Genomic DNA, 23,510 nt, shown 5'->3' with positions numbered 1-23,510 from the left:
TCGCCCAACAGGGCAACAGGGACAGGCGGAGCTTGCTAGGCAAGCCCCGCCTTGCGGCTTACAACCAGCGTTTTTCCCGGGTGAAGCAGACCGAGAGCCAAGCGTCTCCCAGGGTGTCGCCGAGGCGGGACCAGAGCTCCTGGCGCAGGGCATCCTGGCGTTCGACGGGCCACTCCTGGCCGGGGGCCACCAGGATGTTGAGCTCGAGATCGAAGCGGCGGCCGCTTTTTGCCAGGTGGCTGTAGCACTCGACCCCATGGCGCAGGCGCAGGGCTTCGACTTCGCTGGCCACCAGCCGGGAGACATCCCCCTTGGGGGCAATCTTCAGCACTTCCCGCAGGTTGCGACCGAGCACCTTGATGGGGATGAGGGTGGCACACAGGGCCAGCAGCGAGACCAGCACCGGGTCTATGTAGCGGTTGTAGTGGCCGTAACCCAGGGTATCGAGCCCGATGGCGACCAGAAAGCCGATGAGCAGGGTGGCGCTGAGCAGGGTATCCACCAGCCACTCCTTGGAGTCCACCCGCACCAGCTCGGAGTTGACCCGCTCGGCCACGTCGGCCTCGATGAGATAGAGGATGCCGCAGAAGAAGGTGGAGACGACGGCATAGATGAGGGCGTGGCCGAGATCGATCTCCCGTCCTCCTGCCAGCAGGGAGGTGATGCCGCCATAGAGGGCGCCGAGGCAGAGCAGCAGAATGATGGCGCCGTTGATGACGTTGGCGATGGGTTCGAAGTGGGCGTAGCCGTATTGGAAACGGGCGTCGGAGGGGCGGGTGACCAGGTAGGCGGTGATGAGCCCAAGGCCCGTCATGCCCATGCTGAACAGGGTGAAGATGCCGTCCAGCATGATGGCGTTGGAACCGACGAACAGACCATAGCCGATCCCGAAAATGGCAAAGGTGATGCAACCAAACAGCGACAGGGTCAGCGCCTGTTTTTCGGTGCGAATAAGCGTACTGATAACATGGCTGTAGTGAGCCATAAAAGTCCTCCTTTCAAATGGTGAAGATTGCGCGCGCAAGCGGTTTTCTAGCTGATATACTGCCCGCTCACATGTGAGCGGACTGGTTCGGACACCCGCAAAGAGGCAGGTCCGAACGGTCGTTGTCGCCGGAATGCCGGCATCAAGCAAAGGATGGGAACAAGGATTCATGATCCCGAGACTCGATTACCAGGACAGTTTGTCACCTACAACCCTGCAGTTTCTTGAGTTGCTGGCGCGATCAGCATTTCGTGGTGATATCGAAAAGTCTTATGCAAGCCGGTTGGCGATGGCGACGGATAACAGCGTCTATCAGGTCGTACCTCAGGCGGTGCTCTATCCGCGCAGTGCGGATGACATAGCGGTGATGCTCAAGCTGGCCCAGGGGCCCGAGTACGCAACCTTGAGTTTCTTCCCTCGCGGCGGCGGTACCGGCACCAATGGCCAATCCTTGGGCGGCGGCATTATCGTCGATCTCTCGCGCCATATGAACCAGATCATGGAAATTAATCTGGAAGAGGGCTGGGTACGGGCCCAGGCCGGGGTGGTCAAAGACCAGCTCAACGCCTATTTGAAGCCCCACGGCTACTTCTTCTCGCCGGATCTCTCCACCTCCAACCGGGCCACCTTAGGGGGCATGGTCAACACCGATGCCTCGGGGCAGGGCTCCTTGGTGTACGGCAAGACCTCGGATCACGTGCTCGGCCTCAAGGCCGTGCTGGAAAACGGCGATCTCATGGCGACCGAGCCGGTGACCGGCCAGCGTCTGGCGGATAAGCTGGCGCTGGAGAACCGGGAGGGGGAGATCTATCGCACCCTCTATCGCATCGGCCGCGAGCGGCGCGCCGATATCGAGGCCACCTTCCCCAAGCTCAACCGCTTTCTGACCGGTTACGATCTCAAGCACCTCTATCAGCCCGATACCGACACTCTGGATGTGAGCCGGGTGCTGTGCGGCTCGGAAGGCTCTTTGGGCTTCATCATCGAAGCCCGCCTCAACATCACCCCCATCCCGCGCTACCGCACCTTGGTCAACGTCAAGTACGACAGCTTCCCCTCCGCGCTCAGAAATGCCCCCTTTATGGTACAGGCCCACGCCCTGTCGGTGGAGACGGTGGACTCCCGGGTGTTGGGACTGGCTCGCGCCGACATCATCTGGCACTCGGTGAAGGATCTCATCCAGGATGTGCCCGGCAAGGATCTGCAGGGGCTCAACATCGTCGAGTTTGCCGACACCGACGAGAATGAGCACAAGGCCAAGGTGGCGGAGCTGTGCCGGCGCATCGACGGCCTGCTGGCGCGTGGTGAAGCCGGGGTCATTGGCTATCAGGTGTGCGACCACCTGCCGAGCATCGAGACCATCTATGGCATGCGCAAGAAGTCGGTGGGGCTGCTCGGCAATGCCGAGGGGCGCAAGAAGCCGGTGGCCTTCACCGAAGACACCGCCGTGCCGCCGGAATCCCTGGCGGACTTCATCATGGAGTTTCGTGCCCTGCTGGACGCTCACGGCCTTGACTACGGCATGTTCGGCCACGTCGATGCCGGGGTGCTGCACGTGCGCCCGGCGCTGGACTTGTGCGATCCCGAGCAGGAGGTGCTGCTGCGGCGCATCTCCGATCAGGTGGTGGCGCTCACCGCCAAATACGGCGGCCTGATGTGGGGGGAGCATGGCAAGGGCTTTCGCTCCGAATACAGCCCCGCCTTCTTCGGCGAGCTGTGGGAAGAGCTGCAACGGGTCAAGGGGGCGTTCGACCCGGCCAACCGCATCAACCCGGGCAAGATCTGCATGCCTTATGGCAGCGGCGCTTCGCTTGTCTCGGTGGACGGGCCCAAGCGCGGCAAGTTCGACCGCCAGATCCCGATTGCCGTGCGCGAGAGCTATACACGGGCCCTCGATTGCAACGGCAACGGTCTGTGTTTCACCTTCGAGACCGACTCCCCCATGTGCCCCTCGGTCAAGATCAGCCGCGACCGCCGTCACTCCCCCAAGGGGCGGGCTGGCCTGATGCGTGAATGGCTGCGCCAGTTGTCGGAGCAGGGCTTCGATCCCCTTGCCGAAGAGGTGGCGCTGCAAAGCGGGGGTCTGCGCTTCAAGCAGATCGTCGACAAGTTCCGCAATACGGTGGCCCGCGCCCGGGGCGAGTATGACTTCTCCCACGAGGTGATGGAGGCGATGGAGGGGTGCCTTGCGTGCAAGGCATGCACCAGCCAGTGCCCCATCAAGGTGGATGTGCCCACCTTCCGCGCCCGCTTCATGCAGCTCTATCACAGCCGATATCTGCGCGGCCCCAAGGATTACTTCGTGGGCACGGTAGAGAGCTATGCGCCCCTGCTGGCCAAGGCCCCCAAGCTGGTCAACTTCTTCCTCGAAAAAGAGTGGGCCCAGAAGGCGACCGAGAAGAGCATCGGCATGGTGGATGTGCCGCTGCTCTCCGTGCCGACCCTGGCCGAGGAGCTGCGGGATCACCGCGCCCGCTATTTCGATCTGCCGGGCCTCGAGGCCATGAGCCCCGAGCAGCGCCAAAAAGTGGTGCTCATCGTGCAGGATCCCTTCACCAGCTACTACGACGCCCCCGTGGTGCGTGACCTGGTGAAGCTGGCCAGCAAGCTGGGTTATCAGCCCTACCTGCTGCCGTTCAAACCCAATGGCAAGCCTCAGCACGTGAAGGGATTCCTGCGCGCCTTCGCCCGCACTGCTGCCAGCAGCGCCCAGTTCCTCAACAAGGTGGCGGTCCTCGGCATCCCCATGGTGGGGGTCGACCCCTCTCTGGTGCTCTGCTACCGGGACGAGTACGTGAAGGCGCTCGGCCCCGCCCGCGGCGATTTCCAGGTGCTGCTGCCCCAGGAGTGGCTGCTCTCCCTGCCTGCCGAGGCGCTGCCGCTGCGGGAAGAGGTTGGCACCGACCCCTGGTATCTGTTTGCCCACTGCACCGAGAAGACCGCCAAGCCCACCACCCACGGTGATTGGAGCACCCTGTTCGGCCGCTTCGGTGCACATTTGCAGCCGGTGTCGGTGGGTTGCTGCGGCATGGCGGGCACCTATGGTCACGACGCCAAACAGGTGGAGAACTCCAAGGGGATCTACGGTCTGAGCTGGGCCGAGCCCCTGGCTCGCCTGCCGCAAGCCCGTTGTCTGGCCACCGGTTATTCGTGCCGCAGCCAGGTCAAGCGGATGGAGGGGGAGAAGCTCAAGCATCCGCTGCAGGCCCTGCTGGAACTGCTCTGATGCTCCACTTTCCCAAGGGATTCCGGGTGCCAAAGGCCTATCGGCACCCGCATTTTCTGTTGCTCCCCACCACGCCGTCCCAGGCCGTGGTGGAGTTTGTTGCCATCCTGCGCGAGCGGGATCAGCTCCATCAGCTGTTTCGCCCGGATGATGTGTGGCCCTCCGCCAATTTCAGCCTGAGTCAGCACGAGGCCGACTTGGAGTGGCAGCACTCCGAGTTTCTGGCCAAGCGCTCCTTTGCCTATGGCCTCTGGAGCCCGAACAGGGAGCCCCGCTTCTGGGGCGGTGTCTACCTCTATCCGTCGGTACTGCCGGAGGTGCAGGTGGAGCTCTTCTTCTGGAAGGTGGTCGAGGCGCCGCTCACTGACAGCGAACTCGAAGCCGAACTGCGCGCCTGGCTCGGCAAGGTATGGCGCTGGTCCGAGCCGCGCCTGCCGGGGCGGGACGGCCCCTGGGCCGAGTGGCCAGGGGTGACCTATCCCTGGTGAGGGCAAACCTCGATGCAAGATGCCCCGGCGTGGGCATCTTTTTTTTTGCGCCTTTTTCGCCGACACTGCTGGTTTGCCGCTACAGCGCAGCGATAACCCGTTGATCACGCAAGGAGTCCGCTCACCATGAGTCAAGAAAGCAGCCCCATCTGGCGCAAACCCATGAGCCTGGAGGGGCTCAACGCCAGCTCCCGCAACACCCTGATGGCCCACCTCGACATCGTCTACAGCGCCTTTGGCCCCGACTGGCTGGAGGCCACCATGCCGGTGGATCACCGCACCCATCAACCACTCGGCATGCTGCACGGAGGCGCCTCCGTGGTGCTGGCGGAAACGCTGGGATCGCTTGCGGCCAACATGGCGGTCGGGGAGGAGAGTTACTGTGTGGGGCTGGAGGTCAATGCCAACCACCTGAGGGCCAAGCGGGAAGGGGTGGTGACGGGGCGCTGCAGCCCGCTGCATCTGGGGACCACGACTCAGGTGTGGCAGATCGAAATTCGCGATGAACGTGGTCGTTTATTGTGCACCAGCCGATTGACCATGGCGGTGCTCAAGCACAAGCGGGACAAGGACTCTGGCGAAGCGTGATCCGCAATAACGCATCATGAGTGAAAAATAAGCAAGCCATAGTCGCGAGATCCCTCTATAATTGCCAACGTCTTGAGACACCTATCACATTTTTCAAGACAGCAGAACAAAGTGGCGCTATAATCGCCGCCTTTTTGCTATTCCGCGGTGTTAGCCGCCTGCCTTAATCTGGAAGAATCTATGTCTGATACCGAACAACTGCCCCTTTTTAGTGAGCTTGGACTGGCCGCGCCTGTATTGAAAGCGCTGCAGGACGTGGGCTATGAGCGTCCGTCTCCCATCCAGGCCGCAGCAATTCCCCACCTGATGGCGGGACACGATCTGCTGGGGCAGGCACAAACCGGTACAGGGAAGACCGCTGCTTTTGCCTTGCCTCTGTTGTCTCGTCTGGAAGCTGGTAACCGCAACACCCAGATCCTGGTGCTGGCCCCGACCCGCGAGCTGGCCCTGCAGGTGGCAGAGGCGTGCCAACGCTATGCCCACCACATGCCCGATTTCCACGTGCTGCCCATCTACGGCGGCGCTTCCTACGAAACCCAGACCCGCGCCCTGCGCCGCGGTGCTCAGGTTGTCGTGGGTACCCCGGGCCGCGTGATGGACCTGATCCGTCGCAAGAACCTGGACCTCTCCGGTCTGAAAGCCCTGGTGCTGGACGAAGCGGACGAAATGCTGCGCATGGGCTTCATCGACGACGTGGACTGGATCATGGATCAGTGCCCGGCCGGTCGTCAGGTTGCCCTGTTCTCTGCCACCATGCCGGAGCAGATCCGTCGTGTTGCCCAGAAGCACCTGAAGCAGCCCAAAGAGATCAAGATCGCTTCCAAGACCGCGACCGCAACCACCATTCGCCAGCGTTACTGGCAGGTGACCGGTCTGCACAAGCTGGACGCCATGACCCGTCTGCTGGAAGTGGAATCCTACGAAGCCCTGCTGGTGTTCGTGCGTACCAAGAACGCCGCCGAAGAGCTGGCAGGCAAGCTGGCTGCCCGTGGTCACGCCTGTGAAGCGCTGCACGGTGACATCCCGCAGAAGCTGCGTGAGCGTACCGTCGACAAGCTGCGTCAGGGCCAGCTGGACATTCTGATCGCCACCGACGTGGTCGCCCGCGGTCTGGACGTTGAGCGCATCACCCACGTGGTGAACTACGACATCCCCTACGACACCGAATCCTATGTTCACCGTATCGGCCGTACCGGCCGTGCTGGTCGCAAGGGTGAAGCCATCCTGTTCGTGGCACCGCGCGAGCGTCGCATGCTGCGCGCCATCGAGCACGCAACCCGTCAGGCCATCGAGCCGATGAAGATGCCGAGCACCGAGGACATCAACCAGCACCGTCTGGCCAAGTTCAAGGAGCGCATCCGCGAAACCATGATGGGTGAAGAGCTCGAGATCTACCACAACCTGGTGAACGAGCTGATCGAAGAAGATTCTGCCGATCCGCTGGAGCTGGCTGCTGCACTGGCCAAGCTGGTACAGGGCGACCAACCGCTGCTGCTGGATGACTCCATTCCGGATCCGGTGTTCAACGCCGGCAACGATCGCGGTGGCTTCGAGCGTCGTGAGTTCAACGACCGTGGCGGTCGTGACTTCGGTGACCGTGGCGATCGTCCGGCCCGTCGCATGCCGTCCCTGGAGCCGCGTCCACTGAAAGACAACCCGGACGTGGAGATGGAGCGCTACCGCGTCGACGTGGGTGCCCATCACGGCGTCAAGCCGGGCCAGATCGTGGGTGCCATCGCCAACGAAGCGAACATCGAGAGCCGCTTCATCGGCAACATCGACATCGCCGATGACTTCTCCACCGTCGATCTGCCCAAGGGCATGAGCGCCGAGGTGCTGGAAGTGATCAAGAAGGCCCGTGTCTGCCAGCGTCCGCTGCAGATCACCCGTTACACCGAAGTGCCGGCCGGTGGCAACACTGCTCCCCGTCCGCCCCGTGGTGATCGTCCGTTCCGTGGCGACCGTCCTTTCAACAAGGATCGCCGTCCCCAGGGTGACCGTCCCTTCAACAAGGATCGCCGTGAAGGCGGTTTCGACAAGGGTCGCAAATTCGGTGGCAACAAGCGCCGCGACAGCTAAACCCTGACTGCACTGATGAGAAGGCCGCTCCATGGAGTGGCCCTTTTTGTGTCTGTTTTTCAGATGCGTAGCGAAGATTGTCACCTTTTTCCGGCCGTGGTGGGCATCCGGTTTGATGAGGAGCCAGTGAAAGAAAAATGGTGCAATCCATTTGCCTGGGGGTGGCGCCTGGTGTCATTCTTTGGGAAGCGATTGGATACTTTTGGAAGACGCACAATCGTTGCTGGTTGCAAACGACTGCGACTTTGGTCTGAAGGTGCATTCTGTTGTTTGCATATGAGTCAGCAGAGTGAGATGAATAAATAAACCGTATGACAGGGGGGGGCGTGATGGGCAAGTGGCTTGGCAAGGTGTTGCTGATATCTGGATGGCTCGTGTCGGGTATGGTGTTGGCGGAGGAGCCCTTCTTCAGAATTGCGGGGGCGGGGTGCTGCAATGGCAAGGGGGAGGTGGTGCTGACCCGTGCCGAGTTTGAGGCCTTGCCGCAGACGGAAGTTAAGACGGGGACGCCCTGGACCGAGGGGGAGCACCTCTATCGCGGGGTGTTGCTGCGGGACCTGGTCAGGATCTACGGTCTCAAGAGCCAGGAGGTCAAGGCCCTCGCGGTCAATGAATACTGGGCCGCACTGCCGCTGGAAGACGGGGAGAAGTACCCGGTGCTGGTGGCCGAGAAGCAGGATGGCAAGGCTCTGACCCTGCGCAACAAGGGGCCGCTCTGGGTCATTTATCCCCTCACCGACCATCCCGAACTCAACAAGGAGATCTATCACAGCCGGATGGTGTGGCAGCTGACGGCGCTGGAGAGCAAATAAGATGCTGAGCAGCAAGTTCTTGAGCCTGATCCTGATGGTGACCACCTTTTTGGGGGTGACCCTCTGGTCGGTCTGGAACTATGACCGCGCGTTCAATGAGGTGACGCGCTACACCCAGCTCTCCGCCTGGGCACTGGCCCAGCTCGAGCTGGAGATCCACGCCTTCGAAGAGGGTTTGAAGCTCTATCGTGCCGGTGCCGTCAGCCGGGAGGAGATGAACAAACGCTTTGACATTGCCTGGAACCGGCTCGATGTCTTCCTGCACGGGAAGGAGGCAAAGTCGGTCAGGGCCCGATTCGGTGCGGACAAGGCGGTCGGCAAGATCCTCGCCCTCTTCGAACGCTATGAGCAGGATGTGGTGCAAGGGGAGCCGGATTCCCCCGCACTCAAGATGTTCACGGCCGCACTCGATGACGAGATGCGCGGGGTGCGGGACGTGATGGTGAAAAACTTTACCGGGCCTTCTGCCATCGCCCAGCGTGAGCTGCTCAACGAGTCGAGAACCCAGAACTTCTTCATCCTGGGGTTTCTGATGCTGGCGACTATGGTGATGTTGATGGTGCTGTTTCGCGAAGTGCGTCGCCAGCATTTTCTGGCGTGGAACGACCCTCTCACCCGTCTCCCTAACCGGGCGGCGCTCATCAAGCACCTCCAGCAGTGGACCAGCCACCCCGGGCGGCGCAGCAGCATCACCGTCTGCCTCATGGATCTGGGGCATTTCAGGGAGGTCAATAACAGTCTGGGTTACGAAGTGGGGGACGCCTTGCTCAAACGGCTTGCGGCGCGGATCAAGGCCGCCTCTGGCCAGGGGATCTTCGTTGCCCGAACCGGCAGTGACGAGTTCACCCTCATCATCACCGGCACCATGCCCACCTATCTGCGCTTCCCGTTTCTGGAGCAACTGCGCAGCGAGCTGGCGGATCTGGTGTTTGCCGCCGATCCGGCGCACCGGGTGCGGGTCTTCATGGGCACCAGCCAGTACGTGAAACCGGATCATTCACCGGAAGAGATGCTGTTGTTTGCCGATATCGCCCTCGACAGCGCCAAGCGCAAACGGCTGAATGACAATGTGCTCTTCTCCAGCAGCATGTATCAGCACTATCAGCGCAAACGCCGGCTGTCGACCGAGCTGCGGGAGCTTATCCACTGCCCGCAATGCCCGCAACTGGCCCTTTACTATCAGCCCATCGTGCGCGGCCAGAGTGTAGTGAGGCTGGGGGCCGAGGCGCTGATCCGCTGGCATCATCCGGAATATGGCTTTATTGCCCCCCTCGACATCATCTCGCTGGCAGAAGAGAACGGGTTGGGCGAGGCGCTCGGGGGCTGGATCATCCGGCGCATGCAGCTCGATCTGTCCGGCTTCCCGGAGGAGGTGCTAGCACCGCTCGAGATCTCCATCAACCTCTCCAACTCCATGTTCAACATGGGGTTGGCCAGGGAGATTGAAGAGAAGATGGAAGATGGGCCGTTGGGGCTGCACCAGTTGATAGTGGAGCTGACCGAAACCATCGCCCTCGATGACATCGCCCTCAGCAAGCAGATCATTCACTCCCTGCGCCAGATAGGGGTGCGGGTGGCCCTCGATGACTTCGGGACCGGCTGGTCCTCGCTCTCTTACCTGCGTGAACTCTCTTTCGACAAGCTCAAGATCGACCGCTCCTTCATCACCGCCATCGACAAGGATCCCCGTCAGGCGCTGTTCGTCGAGACCATCACCACCCTCTCTCATCAGTTGGGGGTGCGTGTCGTGGCAGAAGGGGTGGAAAACAGCGATGAGCTCAAGGCGGTGCTCACCATAGGGGTGGATGAGATCCAGGGTTATTTCTACTCGCGTCCCTTGCCGCTGCCGGAGTTCATGCAGTTCTGTCACCGCTATTTCGCCCACAGCGCCGCCATTCAGGAAGTGGCACTGGGGTAGCCTTGGGGCAATCGAGCCCCTGTAGCCTTGTCTTCGAGTCCCTCTGTTCGATCGTTCCTGGTTGATATTTCATCCCGACACCTTTCTTCCATGGCAGGACCGCCCTTGACGCGGTTTTCTTGTGCCTCCAGCCAGAACGAGGGTGCGAGAGGGCAGGCCCGGTGCTACCTTGTGCCACGAACAGTGCCACAGGGCAGAGGAGCCATAAATGGATCGCTTGGGGGTGATGGAGGTGTTCGTGCTGGCGGTGGAGACCGGCTCGTTTTCGGCGGTGGCCCGCCGACTGGGGATGGGGCAACCCACGGTTTCCAGATTGATTGCCCAGCTTGAGGCGCACCTTGGCAGCCGCCTGTTGCTGCGTTCGACCCGGGGGCTGGCGCCCACCGAGGCCGGAGAGGCCTACTATCTGCGGGCGAGAGAGATCCTGGCCCAGGTCCACGAGGCCGATGCCATGGTGCAGCAATGCCGGGCGGGCCTGAGCGGGCGTCTGCGGGTGAGCGCTCCCGTCACCTTCGCCCGCCTGCATATCATTCCCCATCTTGCCGGTTTTCTGGCGGCTCACCCGGGACTGGATCTGGAGATCCTGCTGGATGACGGCAATGTGGATCTCATTTCGGCGGGCATCGAGGTGGCTCTGCGGATCGGCAAACAGGCCGGCTCGTCGCTGGTCGCCCGCTGTCTCGCTCGAAGCGACATGCGGGTGCTGGCGACGCCGGCCTATCTGGCCGCCAAAGGAGAGCCTGAGACCCCTCAGGCCCTGCAACAGCATGACCTGGTGCTTTACAGTCCACGGCCCGGAATGGGGCAGCAGTGGCGATTTCGCCGTGGCGTCGAGGAGAGGGTGGTTTCCGGAGAAGGCAGGCTGGTGGTCTCGGCGGCCGAAGGCATGCGCGCCGCCGTGCTGGCTGGACTGGGGCTCGGTATCGCCTCGGAGTGGATGTTTGCCCCCGAGCTTGCCCGCGGCGAGGTGGTGGCGGTGCTGCCCGAGTGGCAACTGCCCATGCAGGAGCTCTGGACCCTGCTCCCGGCAGGTCGCCAGCCTGGTGCCAAGGCGAGCGCCTTTCTGGCATTCGTGACCGGCCTGCCCGGCGTGGGGCATACGCCAGCGGAATAACTGTTATGGTCCCCACCGCTCTACTGGTGGCGACGCTCCCCGGGTAGGCTGTGCGCATGGGGCCCGTATCCTGGCGGGAGCCCTTCTACCACGAGGAGAAGATCATGAGTACATCGCCTTCTGCCGGAGGGGCCGCAACCCCCGGCCCCTCCCTGCTCTTCGCCATGGCCCTGTCATGCGGCCTGGCAGTTGCCAACATCTACTACAACCAGCCCATGCTGGCGGTGATGGCGCAGGACTTTCCCGGGCACTCGGGCATGCCATTGATCGCCATGCTGACCCAGCTTGGCTATGCCATGGGTCTGCTTTTGCTGGTGCCGCTTGGCGATGTGGTCGAGCGCCGCTGGCTCATTCCGGGGCAGTTTGCACTGATCGCGCTGGCTTCCCTGCTGGCGGCCACGGCCACGAGTGCCACCACCTTGATGCTGGCCTCCGTCCTGCTCGGCATCGGGGCCACGGCTGCCCAGCAGATAGTTCCGGTGGCGGCGACCCTGGCAGATCCCGCCCGCCGTGGTGCCGTGGTCGGCAGCGTGATGAGCGGCCTGCTGGCCGGGATACTGCTCAGCCGCACCGTCGCCGGCCTGGTCACCGCCTATGGCAGTTGGCGCGCCATGTTCTGGCTGGCCATTCCCCTGGCCCTGTCGGGGGCCCTGCTGATGGCCAGGATGATACCGTCCGGATTGCCGCGCTCTCCCCTCGGTTATGGCCGTCTGCTTCACTCTCTGGTCGGTCTGTGGCGCGAGGAGCCCGCCTTGCGCCGCGCGACCCTGACCCAGGCCTTGCTGTTTGCCTCCTTCAGCGCCTTCTGGACCGTGCTGGCGTTCTACCTGGCCGAACCTGCCTATGGGTTGGGGGCCGACATGGTGGGTCTCTTCGGCGTCATCGGGGTGGCTGGGGTGGTGGCGGCCCCTCTGGCAGGCCGGATGGCGGATCGGTTGGGGGCCAGACCAGTGGTATTGGCCGGTGCTGTGCTGGTGGTGCTTGCCTGGATCTGCTTCGAGCTGTGGCTCTCTCTGGCCGGGCTGGCGTGCGGGGTCATCTTGCTGGATCTCGGAGTGCAGAGCGCACTCATCGCCCATCAGCAGCGCATCTATGGTCTGAGACCTGAAGCCAGGGGGCGCATCAATACCCTCTTCATGACCGGCATGTTCCTGGGGGGAACCCTCGGCTCCAGCCTGGGGATGCTGGTCTGGCAACAGGGTCACTGGCTCGGGGTGGGAGCAGCCGGCATGGGGTTGGCCCTGGTGGCCTGTCTCTGTGCCCTGGCCGGCAGGCGGGGACTGCAACCGGCCATCTGAGGCATGTGCAAGACAAGAAAGGCGACCCCGGGGTCGCCTTTTGTCTGTCTGCTCGGGATGGACTCAGAGCACCATGGCGGCAATCCAGCCGAAGATCACCAGGGGGATGTTGTAGTGGATGAAGGTTGGCACCACGCTGTCCCAGATGTGGTCGTGCTGACCGTCGGCATTGAGGCCCGATGTGGGGCCGAGCGTCGAGTCGGAGGCGGGGGAACCCGCGTCCCCCAGCGCGCCCGCGGTGCCCACCAGGGCGATGGTCGCCATGGGCGAGAAGCCGAGGTGGATGCACAGGGGCACATAGATGGTGGCGATGATGGGCACGGTGGAGAAGGAGGAGCCGATCCCCATGGTGATAAGCAGGCCCACCAGCAGCATCAGGAAGGCCGCCAATCCCTTGTGACCTGCCATCATGCTGGAGACGGACTGCACCAGACTCTCCACCCCGTGGGTCTCCTTCATGACGGCGGCGAAGCCTGCTGCGGAGATCATGATGAAGCCGATGAGGGACATCATGCGCACACCCTGGGTGAAGGCATCCTGGCTCTCGCGGAATTTGATGACGCCACCGCAGGTGAAGATGATGAAGCCTGCGAGCGCCCCCAGCACGATGCTGTTGGTCATCAGTTGCAGGCCGAGTGCCACGGCGATGGCCAGCAGGGCTACCCAGATGTGGTTGAGATTGAGCTCGACCGTCTCGGGTTCGGCGGCCAGGATCTGCTCCAGATCATACTGACGCGGCTTGCGGTAGCTGAAGAAGACGGCGATGAGCAGGCCGAGGAACATGCCGAATACCGGGATGGCCATCGCCAGGGGCAGTTGGCTGAATTCCACCGGTACGCCGTTGTCGACGAGATTCTTGGCCAGGATGTTGTTCAGGAAGATACCGCCAAAGCCGACCGGCAGCAGCATGTAGGTAGCGGTCAGGCCGAAGGTGATGACGCAGGCCACCTGACGGCGGTCGATCTGCATCTGGGCCATGACATGCAGCAGCGGCGGGATCAGGATGGGAATGAAGGCGATGTGCACCGGGATCAGGTTCTGGGAGGAGACGGAGACCGCGAGCACCGAGGTGAGCAGCAGGCTCTTGACCCAGAGAATGCGGGTGCTGCTAGCATCCTTGCCGAGCTGGTTGATGACCTTGCGGGCCAGCAGATCCGTGATGCCGGAGCGGGAGATGGCTACCGCGAAAGCCCCCAGCATGGCGTAGGAGAGGGCGATTTCTGCACCGCCGCCCAGGCCGCCGGTGAAGGTGCTGAGGGTCTGCTCGAGGGAGAGTCCGCCGAGCAGGCCACCCACGATGGCACCGATGGCGAGGGAGACCACCACATTGATCCGCAGCAGGCTGAGCACCAGCATCAGCGCCACCGCGATAACAACAGGATTCATTTGATTTCCTTATGGATTGTGTTGCTGTCAGTCGTGTGAAAGCCAGCTAGTTTGCGAAAAACAGGCTAAATGTCGAGAAAAAAATCGGCGGATCCCGGCCAAGGGACGCATCTTCTGCTGGAGGTGAACGGGAACCGGGAAAATGGCCCTTCTTCGTTGCCCAGACAGGTCCCCTCATGCAGACAGGCTGCCATGGGCAGCCTGTCTGGGCAGGGGCTGGGAGTGTTCAGCCCTCGTCTTCGGTGTCCGTCGTTTCATCCGGGTTGGCCAGAGGCCAGCCTCCCAGGCTCTTCCAGCGATTGACGATGTGGCAGAAGAGCTCTGTGGTGCGCTCGGTGTCGTAGAGGGCCGAGTGGGCCTCTTTGTTGTCAAAGGGGATATTGGCGCTCTGACAGGCCTTGGCCAGCACCGTCTGCCCCAGGGCAAGACCCGAGAGGGCGGCGGTGTCGAAGGTGGCGAAGGGGTGGAACGGATTGCGCTTGAGGCCGGCCCGCTCGGCGGCGGCCATCACGAAGCCGTGGTCGAAGGTGGCGTTGTGGGCCACTATGATGGCGCGACCACAATCCTGCTCCTTCATGCCCTTGCGCACCCCCTTGAAGATCTCGGTGAGTGCTTCCTTCTCGTCCACCGCGCCCCGCAGCGGGTTGAAGGGGTCGATGCCGGTGAACTCCAGCGCCGCTTTCTCCAGATTGGCGCCCTCAAAGGGCTGGACATGAAAATGGAAGATCTGGTCAGGGACGAGCCAGCCCTGCTCATCCATCTTGAGGGTGTGGGCGGCTATTTCCAGCAGGGCATCGGTCTTGGCATTGAATCCGGCGGTTTCAACATCGATGACGACGGGGTAAAAGCCGCGAAAACGGCCCTTGAGGGTGTGAACGGCGTCGGTCATGGTATCTCGGTCGGCGTGAAAGGAGGCGGCATTATGGCAAAAAAGCGTGCCCTTGTCCCTTATCTGCCGCCATGGGACGGCAAGAGGGCCATTTTGAAACACCTGTGCTTATAATTGGCGACGTCAACCATGGAGGGAGAGGACGATGAAGAAGCTGGGATTGGCACACAAGATGATGTTGGTGGTCTGTCTGCCGCTGTTGGCCCTGCTGTTTTTCTCCGGCCGGTACGTCTACGAACGTTATCGGGTCGAACAGGAGATGAGCGGCGCCCTGGTCGCGCTGGCGGTGGTGAAGGAGGCGGCGCAGCTGGCCCATGAGCTGCAACGGGAGCGCGGCATGTCGGCCGGCTTCCTCGGCTCTGGCGGCAACAAGTTTCGCGATGCGCTGCCTGCCCAGCGCAAGGTGGTGGACAGCCTGTTGCAGCGTTTTCATCAGGATCCTGCCTTGCTGGCTCTGACGGAGGTGCAGCAGGGAGTGGCGGGACTCACCGCCATGCGTGAGCGGGTCAGCGCCCTGGGGGTCGAGGTGGCGGAACAGGTCGGCTTCTATACCCGCCTCGTGACCGCCTTGCTGGCGGTAGTGGACAAGATAAGCGTCGACAGCATGGATGCCACCATCGCCCTGCAGACCAATGCCTACGCCGCCTTCCTGCAGAGCAAGGAGCGTGCGGGGCTGGAGCGGGCGACGCTCAGCAACGTCTTTGGCCGTGACAGCTTCACGCCTGCGCTGTTGCAGCAGTTCATCTCCCTGCTGGCGGCCCAGAACACTTATCTCGAACGTTTCCAGGCGGTGGCGAGTCCAGCCCAGCGTCAGTTGCTGAACGACAGCCTCGCCTCACCCGTGGTGGCCAAGGTGGCCGCCATGGAGAAACTGGCCCTGGACAAGGCGGCAAGCGGCAGTTTTGGTGTCGATGCGGAGGCCTGGTTTGCCTTGAGTACCGACAAGATAGGCCTGCTCAAGGAGATAGAAGACAGCCTCTATCAGCAGCTCTTCGAGCGGGTTGAACAGATGCGGGTCGGGAGTGCCAGTGACTTCTGGTGGGGGCGGCTGGCGTGTTGCTGTGCATCGTCCTGACCACCTTCGTCTGCTGGCGGGTGGTGCGGGATCTGCATCTGGGCTTCATGGCCCTGCACCAGACCTTCAAGCGCCTGGTGCAGGAGAACGACCTGACTGTGCGGGTCGACTGGCGATCCGGGGATGAGCTGGGTGCCCTGGCGCGGGATCTGAACCATTTCCTCGGGCACCTGGAGAGTTTGCTGCTGGCTGTGCGCCACTCCTGTGACGTGCTGATACGCAGCGCCGCCAGCTCGGCCGAGGTCATTGCCGAGGTGAATGCCGGCGTAGTCAGGGGATGCGGGCAGGTGGATCTGGTGGCGACTGCCGCCACCGAGATGGCATCGACTGTCGCGGAGATTGCCCGCAACGCCACCCAGACCTCCCAGGCGACCCAGCAGGCCATCGGCCGGGCGAAGCAGGGTGACAAGGAGGTGGATCAGACCATCCACACCATCCAGCAGGTCGCGGGCACGCTGGTGGATACCCGGCACCTGGTGGACAGCCTGCATCGTGATACCGAGTCGGTGGGGGAGGCCTTGAGCCTCATCAAGCAGATCTCGGACAGAACCAACCTGCTGGCCCTCAATGCCGCCATCGAGGCGGCCCGTGCCGGTGAATCCGGGCGCGGCTTTGCAGTGGTGGCCGACGAGGTGAGATCGCTTGCCTCCCGTACCCAGCAGGCGGCGGATGACATAGAGCGGATGCTGGGCCGCTTGCGCCAGGGGGCCAACGAGGCGGTGGCTGCCATGCACACGGGCACCGAACAGGCCGGCCTTAGCGTGACGGAGGCCAAACGGGCGGGGAGCGAGCTGACCGACATCGTCAACGAGGTGCGCAAGGTGAGCGACATGACGGCCCAGGTGGCCACCGCCACCGAGGAGCAGCGTTACGTGACCGACGACATCCAGCAAAACGTGATGACCATCCGTGACGTGTATGAGGCCCATCGCCAGCACTCCCATACCCTGCAACAACACAGTGCCGAACTGGATGCCCTGGCCCGGGATCTGGCGGGACGCATCGCCAGCTTCAAGCTGATGGCCCCTTCTTCCCCCCACTGAGCGTTTTGACCTAAAGCTTGTCCTGCCGCTGCCGATAGATAATTCGAGATAGTGTGGAGGACAAGCCGTTGAATGCTTGGGTGTTGGGGTTGATCAGCATATCAGTGAGTATGCAGTTGCAGGCGGGCGTGACCGAATTTGGCGCCGGTCTGGATCAATCCGTCTGGCGCCTGACCTCTGATACCCAGGTGGAGTGCAGGCTGGAGCATCCTATTCCCCGCTGGGGAACCGGGGCCTTTGTCAGCCGGGCCGGGCGCAAGATCAATCTGGATTTCGAGCTCAAGGGGCAGCGACCCCAGGCGCGTACCCAGACAGTGAGCCTCGGGATCATGCCCCCCAGCTGGCGTCCCGGGGTGGCCGGGCGACAGATCAGCCAGTTGCAGTTCTATCAGCAATTTGACGGCCTGGTGGCGGGGCAGACCGCCTGGACCATGCTGGACGAGCTGGAAGGAGGACGTATGCCGACTTTCCAGTATCGCGACTGGTATCGTCAGGACAGGCCGGTGCGGGTATCGCTCTCGTCGATCAATTTCAGGGTCAAGTACCAGGCGTTCATGGACTGCCTGAGTGGCTTGCTGCCCTACAGCTTCAACGACATCGCCTTCAGCGTGCTCTCCTATGACAAGAACAGCGATCAGTTGTCACCGGCCTCCAAGCGGCGGCTGGCGATGATCGGTGACTATGTGAAGGCAGACAAGAGCATCGATGTGGTGGTGATCGACGCCTACAGCGACAGCTATGGCGGCCGCTGGCCAAACCAGAAGCTCTCCGAGAAGCGGGCGGATGCCATCAAGCAGGTGTTTGTGGATCTCGGCATCGAGGAGGGCAAGATCTCGGTGGAAGGGCACGGTGAGAAACATCACGTGGCCTCCAACGAAACGGACGCTGGCCGAGCCAAGAACCGCCGGGTGGTGATCAACATGGGACGCAACGGCACTATCTGATCCTGTTGAGTCATCGAGAGGGGCGGGATTTTCGCTGAAGTCAGGAATAAAAAATGCCAGTCGGCGAACCGACTGGCATTTTTTTCACGGGTATCCGGGATTACTTGGCCAGGGATTCCGGCAGGTTTTCGCGGATCTTGCCGAGCATCTCTTTCAGCACGCGGGGGTTGGCCACCACGATGTTGCCGGAGTTTTCGTAGTTGTGACCACCGACGAAGTCGGTGACGATGGCGCCGGCTTCTTTGGCCAGCAGCTCACCGGCGGCGGTGTCCCAGGGTTTCAGGCCGATTTCCCAGAAACCGTCGACGCGGCCAGCGGCAACATAGGCGAGATCCAGCGCGGCGGAGCCAGCACGACGGATGTCTGCACACTCGATGAACATGCTCTGGAACATCTTCAGATAGGGTTCGATGTGGTGCTTCTGCTTGAACGGGAACCCGGTGGCCAGGATAGTGCCGGAGAGCTCTTTGGCCTTGCCGACACGGATGCGGTAGCCGTTCAGTTGGGCGCCGCTGCCGCGGGTGGCAGTGAACAGCTCGTCACGGATGGGATCGTAGACAACGGCTTGTTCGGTCTTGCCCTTGACGCGCAGAGCGATGGAAACGGCAAAGTGCGGAACGCCTTTGACCAGGTTGGTCGTGCCATCCAGTGGGTCGATGATCCATTGGTAGTCCGGATTGGTACCGGCAATCTCGCCAGACTCTTCAGCAACGATGCTGTGTTCCGGGTAAGATTTTTTGATGGTGTGAATGATGGCCGCTTCGGCGTCACGGTCAACGTTGGTCACGAAGTCATTGCTGCCTTTCTGGATAACCTCGATGTTCTCGGGTTGAGAAAAGGCTTTTACTACTACTTGACCGGCGTTGCGCGCAGCGCGCACGGCGATATTCAGCATCGGATGCATAGGTTCACCACTGGATGTTAAAGAACGGGGGATAAAAGGACGCGACATCTTACCAAGATATTCGGGAATAGCAACTGCTATGCCCTCATTCGGTCAGGGTGGTGACTGACAGATCTGACGGCTCCAATAAAGACCTGTAATCAACTAGTCTTATCGCGACAGCCGGATAACAGGCTGTGGTGAGCATAGGGATATGAGCCATGAATCTGTCATTAATCAGTCAGAAACCGTCGTCGCCGACGACTCTGGGTGTGTTGGCCGCACTGCGTGCCGCCAGCGAAGAGAGCGATTATGTCACCGAGGTCCGGGTGGCACAGCCCCAGCAGTGGCAACCGTCGAAGGATGAAGCGGCGATCCTGCTGCTGGAAGAAGAGGGCGCTGCCTGGCCTGTTCCGCTCTGGCCAGCAGGAGGCAGTGCACTGGGATTGCCGGTGCTTCCCCTGTTGGTGCATCGACAGTATGAACATCCTCCACAGGGGCCGGATGTCCGGGATCCGCATTTTTATTTCGTCTCCAACGGTATTCTGCTGGATGAGGCCGAACTGGCGGATCCTGCCTGCAGCCTGGTGCTGCAAAGCAAGTTTGAATCCTATTTCCCGCTGCTTTCCCGTCTTATTTTGCTGCGCCAGCGCCAACCAGGGGTACTGAGCAGCTAATCATCTCACCCTCGATGCGGGCTGTTCAAGCGGCACAATATTTGTCATAACTGACCGACATTGTGCCGCTTTGCTATGGCCTGTGCAGCGGCTCACCGTGTGTTCGTCGACGGAGGTGACATGAAGGTTTATGAGCTGAGACGAGCCCCCAATGCCCGTCGGGTCAGAATGTTTCTGGCGGAGAAGGGGATCGAGATGGAATATCAGCAGGTCGATCTGGGGGCGGGGGAAAACCTGGCGCCCGCTTTTTTGACCAAGAACCCGGCCGGGCGCATTCCTGTGCTGGAACTCGATGACGGAACCTGTCTGAGTGAAACCCTGGCCATCTGTCGCTATTTTGAAGAGCTTCACCCCGAACCGAACCTGTTTGGCCGCACCGCGCTGGAGCGCGCCACCATAGAGATGTGGAGTCGCTTCATCGAGTTCAACCTCTGGCTGCCGACCGGTATGGCGTTTCGTCATATCACCGGTTTTTACAAAGACCGGGAGCGGGTCTTCCCCGAATGGGGGGAGGAGTGCAAGCAACAGGCTCAGATCTGGTTTGACAAGCTTGATGCCCGTCTTGCCGAGGTGCCCTATATTGCGGGGGAGCGCTTCACCATCGCCGACATTCTTGCCCTCTGTACCATTGATTTTGGCAAGGTGGTCGGCCTGCGTATCACCCCCGAACAGCCCCGTTTGCAGGACTGGCATGACCGGGTGAGTGCCCGGTCCAGCGCCCAGGCCTGATCCTTTCCCCTGAACGTTCAAGGAGTCGAAGATGATAGAGTTGTACACTGCCGCCACGCCCAACGGGTTCAAGGTGTCGATCGCCCTCGAAGAGCTGGGGCTGCCCTACAAGGTCATTCCCCTTGATTTCGCGACCATGGAGCAGAAGAAGCCCGAGTTCCTGGCCATCAACCCCAATGGCCGCATCCCGGCCATCGTCGATCGGGACAATGGTGACTTCGCGGTGTTCGAGTCCGGCGCCATCCTTATCTATCTGGCGGAAAAAACCGGCAAGTTGCTGCCGCAGGATCCCAAGCGCCGCTCCCAGGCCATCCAGTGGCTGATGTTCCAGATGGGGGGCGTCGGTCCCATGATGGGGCAGGCCAACGTCTTCTATCGCTATTTCCCCGAGAAGATCCCGGCCGCCATCGAGCGTTACCAGAAGGAGGGGCGACGCCTGTTCGAGGTGCTCGATGGCCATCTGGCACACCATGAGTATCTTGCGGACGAGTACAGCATCGCCGACATCGCTACCTGGCCCTGGGTGCGCATCCACGACTGGAGTGGTATCTCCATCGAGGGGTTGGTGCATTTGCAGACATGGATGGCACGCATGGAAGCCAGGCCCGCCTGCCAGAAGGGCATCACCATTCCACCGCGCAATGAGAGCCCCGAGGATCAGGTCAAGCGGGCGCAGCAGATGGTGACTCGCTGACGCCATCATGATGGCCCTGACGGGCCATCTTTTTTATTCCCTTTTGACTCCCCGTTGTTTGACGATCTGCATCGCAGTCGCTTTTTGTCTTTCAAATAAGCCATTTATCAAAAATCAAAAGTCATTCTTCCTGATTAATTGTTATGTTATAACTCCACCTCTTTGGTTGATGAACATGAAGCTTGGATGGAAAGGATGACAAAAAAATGCACCGCAGCCGGGTGGTTCGCCCTGGCTCTGATGGCAGGAACGACTGCAGCCGACGGCAAACCGCTTGCCATGGTGGGGCCCTGGGAGATCCACAGTGTCGACCCCGCCAGCAACGGGGTCTTCTTTACTCGCATGCAGGTGGCGGAGACCCTGGTAGATGTCGATGGGAAAGGCAATCTGCAACCCGGGCTTGCCAGTGAGTGGTCGCGTAGCGATGACGGTCTGCAGTGGCGATTCACGTTGCGCCCCGGGGCCCGGTTTCACGATGACAGCGAGGTGAGCGCCGAGCAGGCCGCTTTTGCCCTGCAACAGGCCTGGCGCAAGCCCGGCGTGATGACCAGCGCTCCCATTGCGTCCATCGAGGCTGGCGATGGCGTCTTGAAGGTCACCCTGAGCGAACCCTTCGCCTCCCTGCCGGCCGTGCTGGCCCACCCCAGCACCCAGATCCTGGCGAAGGCCGCCTACGATGCCAAGGGGGAGGTAACCCAGGTGATAGGCTCTGGCCCCTACCGCATCACCCGCCTGCAACAACCCCAGCGGATAGAGACTGTGCGTTTCGACGCCTGGCAGGGGGCCAGGCCCGCAATCGAGGAGGTCAGCTACCTGACGGTGGGGCGTGCAGAGAGCCGCACCCTGATGGCCGAGAGCGGTCAGGCCGACATCGCCTGGGGGCTGGATCCGGTCAGCATCCGCCGCTTGCAGCAGGCGTCACGGGTCTCCATCGCCTCGGTCACCCTGCCACGAAACATCCAGCTCAAGCTCAATGGCGCCGACCCTCGTCTGAGCGATCCGGTGGTGCGCCGTGCCCTGAGTCTCGCCATCGATCGTCGTGGTATGGCAGCCGCCCTGCTGCGGGATCCCGAGATGGCGGCAACCCAGCTCTTTCCTCCCACTCTGGGGGAGTGGCACCAGCTCGGGTTGACGCCGCTTGCCTATGACGTCAAGGCGGCCCGGGCGGCCTTCGCGGCGGCAGGCTGGCAGCCGGGGGAGGACGGTGTGCTGCGCAAGGGGGAAGAGTGCTTCACCCTGACCCTGCGTACCTTCCCTGACCGTCCGGAGCTGCCGCTCCTCGCCACGGCACTGCAGGCGCAGTGGAAGGCGGTGGGGGTGGATCTCAAGGTGGCGGTGGGCAACTCGAGCGAGATCCCGGCGGGCCATCAGGACGGTTCGCTCCAGCTTGGTCTCTACGCCCGCAATTATGCCCTGGTACCGGATCCCCTGGTTACCTTGCTGGGGGACTTGACCCCTGCCGGTGCGGACTGGGGGGTGATGAACTGGCACTCCCCGGCCATGACGCAAACACTGACCCGCCTTGCCACGCAAGCCTTGTCGCCCACAGACGCCGCCGCGGCTCGCCGGGAGATAGCCACGACACTGCAACAGGAGTTGCCGCTCCTGCCCATCGCCTGGTACCGCCAGAGCGCGGCGGTCAGTCGGGGGCTGGAGGGGTTTGAACTCGATCCCCTGGAGCGCAGCTATGGCCTGGACAAGTTGACATGGAGCGCACGATGACAGCGACCCCCTTGTCTCGCGTCATGGGGATACTGGGTCAGCGTCTGGTGCAGGCGCTGGTGGTTGCCCTGCTGGTGGCCGGACTCTGTTTTCTGATGGTTCAGTCCCTGCCCGGAGACATCGCCTTTCGCATCGCGGCGGGTCGTTATGGCTATGACTATGTCACCGCCGAGGCGGCCAACGCGGTGCGCAGCGAGCTGGGGCTGGCCGGCTCGGCCCTTGCCCGTTTTGGCGACTGGCTGTGGGCCTTGCTGCAAGGGGATCTCGGCAGCTCCCTGGTGACGGGCGCACCGGTCGCCGCCGACGTGGGTCATCACCTGGGCGCCACCCTGACGCTCGCGAGCGCCTCCGTGGTGCTGGCGCTGGTGGTGGCGCTGCCGCTTGGCAGCCTGAGTGCGCTGCGCCCAGGGGGATGGTGTGATCGCCTGACCCTGGGCTGGAGCGTGCTGATGCGTGCGTTGCCCCCCTTCTTGCTCGGCCTGGTGCTCATGGTGATGCTCTCGGTGGCGCTGGGCTGGGTCAGTGCGGCAGGGCACGGGGAGGGGAGCAACCTGCTGCTGCCCGCCCTGACCCTGGGATTGGGGCTCTCCGGCGTGCTCTCCCGGGTGGTGCGTGAAAGCGTGCTCACCGTGGTGCAGTCCGGTTATTACCGATTTGCCCTCACCAAGGGGCTTTCGCCGGCCCGGGTTTTCTGGCGCCACGGTCTGCGCAATACCGGGGTCAGCATCATCGCCTACACCAGCGTGCAGCTGGTGCTGCTCATCGAGGGGGTCGTGGTGGTCGAGAGCCTGTTTGCTTGGCCCGGGATCGGCCATGCGCTGGTGCACGCCATCTTCTGGCGCGACATCCCCATGGTTCAGGGGACCGTGCTGGTGCTGGCGGTGCTCTTCGTGCTGCTCAATACCCTCACCGACCTGCTTTGTCTTGCCATTGACCCCCGTGGTCCCAAGGAGTCCTGAT

18 protein-coding genes and 1 pseudogene are annotated in these 23,510 nt (G+C 62.1%); 15 read left to right on the top strand and 4 right to left on the bottom strand.

The genetic code is table 11. The features are described 5' to 3' along the window. Positions 1-58: 58 nt before the first annotated feature. A complete protein-coding gene (locus C3418_RS10355; protein WP_041214996.1) occupies positions 59-985 on the bottom strand; it encodes a cation diffusion facilitator family transporter in 927 nt (308 codons plus the stop codon). 169 nt (positions 986-1,154) lie between these two features. Here C3418_RS10355 and C3418_RS10350 point away from each other — a divergent pair, with 169 nt between their 5' ends. The 8 genes from C3418_RS10350 to C3418_RS10315 all read left to right on the top strand — a co-directional run bounded on the left by C3418_RS10350 (position 1,155) and on the right by C3418_RS10315 (position 12,508). Then, the gene (locus tag C3418_RS10350; RefSeq protein ID WP_181023086.1) at positions 1,155-4,211 is read left to right on the top strand and encodes an FAD-binding and (Fe-S)-binding domain-containing protein; all 3,057 of its coding nucleotides are present in this window, start codon (positions 1,155-1,157) and stop codon (positions 4,209-4,211) included. Beyond that, entirely contained in the window at positions 4,211-4,699 is a 489-nt protein-coding gene (locus tag C3418_RS10345) for a hypothetical protein (RefSeq protein ID WP_103858443.1), read from the top strand. Before C3418_RS10350 ends, C3418_RS10345 begins: the two co-directional genes overlap by 1 nt. 126 nt (positions 4,700-4,825) lie before the next feature. Then, complete coding sequence (locus tag C3418_RS10340; protein WP_103858442.1) at positions 4,826-5,287, top strand: hotdog fold thioesterase; 462 nt, start codon at positions 4,826-4,828, stop codon at positions 5,285-5,287. A gap of 180 nt (positions 5,288-5,467) precedes the next feature. Next, positions 5,468-7,366, top strand: a complete 1,899-nt coding sequence (locus C3418_RS10335; protein ID WP_029314717.1) for a DEAD/DEAH box helicase — start codon at positions 5,468-5,470, stop codon at positions 7,364-7,366. A gap of 329 nt (positions 7,367-7,695) precedes the next feature. Beyond that, positions 7,696-8,178 (top strand): molybdopterin-binding oxidoreductase, encoded by a 483-nt coding sequence (locus tag C3418_RS10330; protein WP_043154943.1) that lies wholly within the window; start codon positions 7,696-7,698, stop codon positions 8,176-8,178. A gap of 1 nt (position 8,179) precedes the next feature. Beyond that, the gene (locus tag C3418_RS10325; RefSeq protein ID WP_103858441.1) at positions 8,180-10,096 is read left to right on the top strand and encodes a bifunctional diguanylate cyclase/phosphodiesterase; all 1,917 of its coding nucleotides are present in this window, start codon (positions 8,180-8,182) and stop codon (positions 10,094-10,096) included. A 208-nt stretch (positions 10,097-10,304) separates the two neighbouring features. After that, positions 10,305-11,210, top strand: coding sequence for a LysR family transcriptional regulator (locus C3418_RS10320; RefSeq protein WP_103858440.1), 906 nt, complete (start codon positions 10,305-10,307; stop codon positions 11,208-11,210). A gap of 104 nt (positions 11,211-11,314) precedes the next feature. Then, a complete protein-coding gene (locus C3418_RS10315) occupies positions 11,315-12,508 on the top strand; it encodes an MFS transporter (RefSeq protein ID WP_103858451.1) in 1,194 nt (397 codons plus the stop codon). Positions 12,509-12,571: 63 nt separating this feature from the next. On the opposite strand, the gene C3418_RS10310 is transcribed toward C3418_RS10315, so the two are convergent. Then, entirely contained in the window at positions 12,572-13,894 is a 1,323-nt protein-coding gene (locus C3418_RS10310) for a Na+/H+ antiporter family protein (RefSeq protein WP_103858439.1), read from the bottom strand. Positions 13,895-14,120: 226 nt separating this feature from the next. Next, positions 14,121-14,783, bottom strand: coding sequence for a ribonuclease T (gene rnt, locus C3418_RS10305; RefSeq protein WP_010675098.1), 663 nt, complete (start codon positions 14,781-14,783; stop codon positions 14,121-14,123). 145 nt (positions 14,784-14,928) lie between these two features. Here rnt and C3418_RS10300 point away from each other — a divergent pair. Then, positions 14,929-16,901: pseudogene (locus tag C3418_RS10300) on the top strand (methyl-accepting chemotaxis protein). 68 nt (positions 16,902-16,969) lie between these two features. Next, positions 16,970-17,845, top strand: a complete 876-nt coding sequence (locus C3418_RS10295; RefSeq protein WP_181023085.1) for an OmpA family protein — start codon at positions 16,970-16,972, stop codon at positions 17,843-17,845. Positions 17,846-17,945: 100 nt separating this feature from the next. Here the strand turns inward: C3418_RS10295 and suhB are convergent, their stop codons facing one another. After that, positions 17,946-18,749 carry an inositol-1-monophosphatase gene (gene suhB, locus C3418_RS10290; RefSeq protein WP_103858438.1) on the bottom strand — a complete coding sequence of 268 codons (804 nt, stop codon included), beginning with the start codon at positions 18,747-18,749 and terminating at the stop codon, positions 17,946-17,948. A gap of 200 nt (positions 18,750-18,949) precedes the next feature. Here suhB and C3418_RS10285 point away from each other — a divergent pair, with 200 nt between their 5' ends. The 5 genes from C3418_RS10285 to C3418_RS10265 all read left to right on the top strand — a co-directional run bounded on the left by C3418_RS10285 (position 18,950) and on the right by C3418_RS10265 (position 23,509). Further along, a complete protein-coding gene (locus tag C3418_RS10285; protein ID WP_103858437.1) occupies positions 18,950-19,405 on the top strand; it encodes a hypothetical protein in 456 nt (151 codons plus the stop codon). Positions 19,406-19,525: 120 nt separating this feature from the next. Next, on the top strand, positions 19,526-20,134 hold the full coding sequence (locus C3418_RS10280; protein ID WP_103858436.1) for a glutathione S-transferase family protein: 609 nt from the start codon (positions 19,526-19,528) through the stop codon (positions 20,132-20,134). Between the two features lie 31 nt (positions 20,135-20,165). Beyond that, complete coding sequence (locus C3418_RS10275; RefSeq protein WP_103858435.1) at positions 20,166-20,828, top strand: glutathione S-transferase family protein; 663 nt, start codon at positions 20,166-20,168, stop codon at positions 20,826-20,828. Positions 20,829-21,023: 195 nt separating this feature from the next. Then, positions 21,024-22,550 carry an ABC transporter substrate-binding protein gene (locus C3418_RS10270; RefSeq protein WP_103858434.1) on the top strand — a complete coding sequence of 509 codons (1,527 nt, stop codon included), beginning with the start codon at positions 21,024-21,026 and terminating at the stop codon, positions 22,548-22,550. Beyond that, the gene (locus C3418_RS10265; RefSeq protein WP_103858433.1) at positions 22,547-23,509 is read left to right on the top strand and encodes an ABC transporter permease; all 963 of its coding nucleotides are present in this window, start codon (positions 22,547-22,549) and stop codon (positions 23,507-23,509) included. The genes C3418_RS10270 and C3418_RS10265 overlap by 4 nt, the downstream gene beginning before the upstream one ends. Position 23,510 lies beyond the last annotated feature (1 nt).

The organism is Aeromonas sp. ASNIH8 (assembly GCF_002919855.1).
Lineage (GTDB): Bacteria > Pseudomonadota > Gammaproteobacteria > Enterobacterales > Aeromonadaceae > Aeromonas > Aeromonas caviae.
Note: the sequence above shows the minus strand (reverse complement) of the source record. Positions and strands in the feature narration are given on the sequence as shown.